Source organism: Azospirillaceae bacterium (assembly GCA_028283825.1).
In the GTDB taxonomy this organism is placed as follows: domain Bacteria; phylum Pseudomonadota; class Alphaproteobacteria; order Azospirillales; family Azospirillaceae; genus Nitrospirillum.
The window spans coordinates 1,596,265-1,602,500 of the sequence record JAPWJW010000003.1 but is presented as its reverse complement, the minus strand read 5'-3'; the positions used below and the strand labels follow the sequence as shown (position 1 = coordinate 1,602,500).

Here is a 6,236-nt window from a genome sequence, read left to right as displayed (position 1 = left end):
TTGGCCTCGATATACCGATAGCCCAGGTCCCGCAGCACATCGGTGACCAGCAGGCGCACGGTGTGGTCATCCTCCACCACCAGCACGGTTTCGCCCAGGCCCGGTGGGAGCATAGGCGCGGTGCCATCTGCCGGCACCGCGGCGATTTCGGTTTCCGCCGGGGCACGGCGCAGGGCCAGGGTGACGGTGGTGCCCCGGCCGATTTCACTGTCGATGCGGACATGGCCGCCGGACTGGCGGGCATAACCGTAGATCATCGACAGGCCCAGGCCGGTGCCCTGGCCGATGGGCTTGGTGGTGAAGAAGGGGTCGAAGGCCTTCTCCACCACGGCGGGGATCATGCCGGTGCCGGTATCCGTCACCGCGACCAGCACATAGTCGCCGGCCTTGATGGCGTCCGCCCCCCCTTTCGCAGGGGCGGCCAGGGCCTGGTTGTGGGTGACGATGGTCAGCCGGCCGCCGCCCGGCATGGCGTCCCGGGCGTTGAGCGCCAGGTTCAGCAGCGCGCTTTCGAACTGGTTGGCGTCGGTCAGGGCCGGCCACAGGTCCGGGGCCAAGGTCGTTTCCAGCGTGACGCCGGCGCCCAGGGTGCGGCGCAGCACGTCGGCGAAGGTCCCCACCAGGCCGTTCACATCCTGCGGCCGGGTGTCCAGCGATTGCCGCCGGGCGAAGGCCAGCAGGCGATGGGTCAGGCCGGCGGCCCGCTGGACCGATGAGGCGGCGGCGTCCAGATAGCGTTCCAGGCCGTCGCCACGGCCGGTGGTCAGGCGCCGGCGGATCAGTTCCACCGCCCCGGAAATGCCCATCAGCATGTTGTTGAAGTCGTGGGCGATGCCGCCGGTCAGCTGGCCCAGCGCCTCCATCTTCTGGGCCTGGCGCAACTGTTCCTCCGCCGCCCGGCGGGCGGTCACGTCCATGGCCTCCGGCACGATGGCGATGACCTTGCCGGCGCTGTCGAACAGGGGCCGCAGCGAGAAGTCGAAGGTATGCCGCCCGGCGGGCAGGTTGATGACGATCTCCCGCCGCACGGTGCGGCCGGCGCGTACCCGGGGCAAGGCCGTCCGCATCAATTCCGAGATGCCGGGCGTGGCGGTGAACCAGGGCGTTTCCCAGAAGGGCCTGCCCACGACATCCTCGCGCGCGGCGTTGATGCCGGCCAGCGAGGTGGGGTTGGCGTCCAGCACCACGCCCTCGGGCGTCAGCAGGCCCTGGTGCTGGTAGCTGGTGTTGAAGACGGAGCGCAGGCGCGCCTCCGACTGTTCCAGGGCCTGGGCCTGTTCCTTCTCCCGGGTCACGTCGCGGCCGGTGGCGTAGATCAGGTCTTCCTCAGGTGCCGCCAGCCAGCCGATCCAGCGATAGCCGCCGTCGCGATGGCGGAACCGGATCTCGGTGTATTCCAAGGTGCCCGCGACCGCCTGCGCCAGGGCGTCGGCACCGGTCGCCAGATCGTCGGGATGCAGGAAGTCACTGTAATGGCGGCCGGGCACCTGGTCCGGCGCCCAACCCAGGATGGTCTGCCAGGCGGGATTGGCCGAATGGAAAACACCCTGCGGATCCAGCACCAGCAGCAGGTCGCGGGCGGTGTTCCAGGCGCGGTCGCGTTCGCGCGTACGCTCCGCCACCTGCCGTTCCAGGGTTTCGTTCAGGGTGGCCAGCGCCAGGGCGGCGGCCTTCTGATCCTCGATATCCGTGTTGGTGCCCAGCCAGTGGGTGATGCCGCCGTCCGCATCGCGGATGGGAACGGCCCGTGCCAAATGCCAGCGGTAGGCCCCGTCGGCCCGACGCAACCGCGATTCCACCTGATAGGTGTCGCCGGATTTGACGGCAGCATCCCACGCGCCCATCGCCAGGGCCGCGTCGTCCGGGTGCACGATCCAGGTCCAGGCCCGGCCGTCCAGCGCGCCGCCGGGCGCGCCGGTATAGGCGTAGACGCCGGGGTTGAACCAATCCAGCGCCCCATCCGGCCGGGCGGTCCACACCAGGTTGGGCATGGCCTCCGCCAGGGTGCGGAACTTGGCCTCGCTTTCCCGCAGGCGGCGGGTCGCCAGCACCTTGTCGGTGGTCTCATCGACGATGCACACCACCCCTTCGACCGCGCCCGCCTCATTGCGGGCGGGGGAGTAGGAGATGTCGAAGAACACCTCCTCGATATAGCCCCGGCGTTCGATGCGGAAGGGACGGTCCTTGGCCACCACCGTCTCGCCGGCCCGGGCCCGTTGCAGCAGCGGTTCCAGGTCGTCCCACAGTTCCGTCCAGTAGTGGCGCGCCGGCTGGCCCAGGGCGTGGGGATGCTTGTTGCCGATGGTGGGGGCGTAGGCCTCATTGTACAGGGCCGCGAACTCCGGCCCCCAGAACATGACGATCTGGGCCTGGGCCGGCAAGATCAGGCCGACCGTGCTTTTCAGCGTGGGCGACCAGCCTTCGATGGGGCCAAGGGGGCTGGTCGACCAATCCATCTGGCGCATGCGGGTGCTGACGGCGTCGCCGCCTTGCGGAAACCGGGCCGCGGCGCCATCGCTGCCGTCCGCCGTCGTTCCCACCAATGCCGCCGTTCCCGTAAGTGCCGCCAACGCCCGCCCCCGCCCCGCGACACGTCGTCGCGACTATGACCGGGACCAGCGTCATCGCTCAAGGCGCGGCCGTCAATCCGGACGGTCGTTTGAGGGGCAGACGCTTCCGGGAGCGGCACGGGCACTTACCTTTTCTTTCGACTTAGGTCTGGCGGCTGGGGGCATTGACCTTCGGCTGAGCGGGAATCTGGCGGCTTGAGCGTCGGCCCGACAAATGTGATTAATACACAGTTACCGCTACCATCCGCGTTTTCCCGGTGAAGAAATCGTTTTCATCGCGGGAAATGACAATAAAATTCCAGGGAGTGACCCCATGAGACGTGCGTTCCAGGCCGTGGCCTGCGCCGCCCTGTTCAGCCTGCCGCTCGGGCCCGTGCTGATGCCCCAGCCCGCCCAGGCCAAGCCGGAGGCGGCATCGAGCTACAAGAATTTCCGGGTGGCCATCTACATCGCCGTCAAGAACACCCGCGAGCTGGCCGACAAGGCCACTTTCGACCGCGAGTTCGAGCGCGCGATGCGCCAGAGCCATTTCAACAAGGTCTATCTGGAGGTCTACCGCAACCACGTCTTCGCCACCGATGAGGAAGTCACCCGCATCAAGACGTGGTTCGAGGAGCGGGGCGTGCAGGTTTCCGGCGGCATCACGCTGGCCGCCGGCGGCGAGGGCGGACAGTTCGGCACCTTCGACTATGAAAAGCCGGCGGATCGCGAGGAATGCGCCAAGGCGGCCACGCTGGCGGCCAAGCATTTCGACGAAGTGATCCTGGACGATTTCTTCTTCTACGCCAGCAAGAGCGACGCCGACATCGCCGCCAAGGGCGACCGCAGCTGGACGCAGTACCGCCTGGACACCATGCGCGCCGTCGCCCGCGACCTGGTGCTGAAGCCCGCGCACGAGGCCAATCCCAAGGTCCGCATGGTGATCAAGTACCCCAATTGGTACGAGCACTTCCAGGGTGCCGGCTACGACCTGGAACAGGAAAGCCAGGCGTTCGACGGCATCTACACCGGCACCGAGACACGCGACCCGGTGGTGACCGACCAGCTGCTGCAACAGTATGAGAGCTACGAGATCTACCGCTATTACAGCAACATCCGCCCGCATGACGCCAAGGGCGGGGTGGGCAACGGTGGTGGCTGGGTGGATGAGAACTCCACCCTCTACGCCGACCGCTATGCCGAGCAGCTGTGGGACACGCTGTTCGCCAAGGCGCCGGAGATCACGCTGTTCAACTGGCGCCCGATGTCGGAGGCCAAGGCCGTGGGCGCGGGCAACCGCCAGGCCTGGGCCGACCTGCCCACCACCTTCCGCTGGCAGGAGGTGGTGTCGGGCTACAAATCATCCGGCAAGGCCGACGACCCCGGGCCCGGCTGGGGTCGCCTGGCCGGCTATGCGCTGGAGACGGTGGACAAGGATCTGGGCAAGTTGGGTCAGCCCATCGGCATCGCCAGCTACAAGCCCTACCAGTCCTCGGGCGAGGACTTCCTGCACAATTACCTGGGCACCATCGGCATCCCGATCGAGCTGTCGCCGAAGTTCCCCACCAATGCCGACGTCGCCCTGCTGACCGAGGCGGCGGCCCACGACCCCAGGATCGTGGATGAGATCAAGGGCAACCTGACGGCGGGCAAGACGGTGTTCATCACCTCCGGCCTTCTCACCGCGCTTCAGGGCAAGGGGATCGAGGATATCCTCGAGGTCCAGAACACCGGCCGCAAGGTCGCGATCCACGAGTTTCTGAACGGCTATGGCGCCGGCAACGGCGAAAGCCTGGCCAATCCTTCCCATGAGGGCGCGGCGTACGACAAGCCGCCCGTGCTGTTCCCGGAGATGCACTTCTACACCAACGACAGCTGGCCCATCATCCGGGGCGTGGCGGCGGCCAAGGGTTTCCCCATCCTGCTGATGAACCGGTATTCCAAGGGCATCCTGTATGTCCTGACCATGCCGGATAATCTGGGTGACCTGTACAACCTGCCCCAGGGCCTGATCACCGAGGTGAAGAAGTATTTGCAGCGGGACTTCCCGGTGCGGGTCGACGGCCCCGACCATGTCAGCCTGTTTGCCTATGACAACGACACCTTCATCGTGCAGTCCTTCCGCGACCAGCCGGTGTCGGTGAACCTGTCGCTGCTGGGCCAGGGCGTGCATTTGCGCAACCTGTCCACGGGCGAGGTGGTGGCCGCCACGCCGGACGCCGCGGGCAAGGCCGACCGGTGGAAGCGCGACGGCGTCCCCGCCCGCACCGACTTCCCCGCCACGGTGCAGCCGCACTCCTACCAAGTGTTCAAGATCGAGAAGTGAGCTCCTTTCACTCTCGCATCGTTCATTCATAGCCCGCGACCGCGGGCGCCGGAGCGAGTACCGAAGGGCGGAGCGAGGACAGCCAAGCCAGCGCATGCTGGCGCCCGGCGATTGAGGGCGAATCAACATGTTCGCTTTTCGTTCATGGGCAATCTGCTAAGATACCGGGGTTATGAGCGACCCCGGCATCCGCAAGATCATCCACATCGACATGGACGCATTCTATGCGTCGGTGGAACAGCGCGACAATCCGCACCTGCGCGGCCGGCCGGTGGCGGTGGGCCATGGCGCCAAGCGCGGCGTGGTGGCGGCCGCCAGTTACGAGGCGCGGGAATACGGTGTGCGCAGCGCCATGCCGTCCACCACCGCCTTGCGCAAATGCCCGCACATCGTCTTCGTCTCGCCGCGGTTCGAGGTCTACCGCGCCATCTCCCGCCAGATCCGGGACATCTTCGCCGACTACACCGACCTGATCGAGCCGCTGTCGCTGGATGAGGCCTATCTGGACGTGACGGAGAACCGGCGCGGCCTGCCCACGGCGACCGCGACCGCCGTCGAGATTCGCGCCCGCATCAAGGCGGAGACGGGGCTGAACGCCTCCGCCGGCATCTCCTACAACAAGTTCCTGGCCAAGCTGGCATCGGACTACCGCAAGCCCAACGGCCAGTTCGTGGTACCGCCCGGCCATGGCGAGGCCTTTGTGGAAAACCTGGCCGTCGGCCGCTTCCACGGCGTGGGGCCGGTGACGGCCGAGAAGATGAATGGCCTGGGCATCCACACCGGCGCCGACCTGCGCCGCCAGACGCCCACCTTCCTGCAAACCCATTTCGGCAAGGCCGGCCCCTGGTACCACGCCATCGCCCATGGCGAGGACAACCGGCCGGTGGTGTCCGACCGGCCGCGCAAATCCTCCGGTTCCGAGACCACCTTCGCCGAGGATCTGACCGAACCGGCGGCGGTGGAGGAGGGCGTGCGCGCCATGGCGGACGAGGTCTGGGCCTGGTGTGAGAAGGCGCAGGCCTTTGGCCGTACCGTGACCGTGAAGATCAAGTACGGCGACTTCCGCCAGGCCACGCGCAGCCGCACCCTGGCCGCCCCGGTGGTGGCGCAGGAAACGCTGCGCGGCGTCAGCATCGACCTGGTGCGCAGCGTCTATCCCCTGCCCACCGGCATCCGCCTGCTGGGCGTCACCGTTTCCAGTTTCGAGGCGTCGGGACCGGCGGCGCAATTGGAGTTCGGGTTTTAAGTACCCGGATTACCTTGACCATTTGCCTAGTGCCGCCTGCTTGACAGGGCCAGGCGCCCTGGCCACCATCGCCCGCGATCGAGGATTAGGGGCGGCGTATCGGCCTGCCTGACAC

Annotated in this window: 3 protein-coding genes (1 of these 3 running past the window's edge); 2 read left to right on the top strand and 1 reads right to left on the bottom strand. The window is 67.2% G+C overall.

The features are described 5' to 3' along the window. A protein-coding gene (locus tag PW843_19175; GenBank protein ID MDE1148707.1) for a PAS domain-containing protein crosses the window boundary here: on the bottom strand, window positions 1-2,570 show its 5' portion. Its footprint begins 268 nt before the window's first position; 2,570 of the gene's 2,838 nt are visible here — the first part of the coding sequence; the start codon lies at window positions 2,568-2,570; the stop codon falls past the left edge of the window. Between the two features lie 313 nt (window positions 2,571-2,883). Here PW843_19175 and PW843_19170 point away from each other — a divergent pair, with 313 nt between their 5' ends. Together PW843_19170 and dinB are read left to right on the top strand one after the other, a co-directional pair. Beyond that, a complete protein-coding gene (locus PW843_19170; GenBank protein MDE1148706.1) occupies window positions 2,884-4,875 on the top strand; it encodes a hypothetical protein in 1,992 nt (663 codons plus the stop codon). 172 nt (window positions 4,876-5,047) lie between these two features. Beyond that, on the top strand, window positions 5,048-6,121 hold the full coding sequence (dinB, locus tag PW843_19165) for a DNA polymerase IV (protein MDE1148705.1): 1,074 nt from the start codon (window positions 5,048-5,050) through the stop codon (window positions 6,119-6,121). Window positions 6,122-6,236: the final 115 nt, after the last annotated feature.

Bases quoted from the DNA above. Each gene is read 5' to 3' on its own strand.
- PW843_19170 (MDE1148706.1), top strand. From the start codon at position 2,884: ATGAGACGTGCGTTCCAGGCCGTGGCCTGCGCCGCCCTGTTCAGCCTG.
- dinB (MDE1148705.1), top strand. From the start codon at position 5,048: ATGAGCGACCCCGGCATCCGCAAGATCATCCACATCGACATGGACGCA.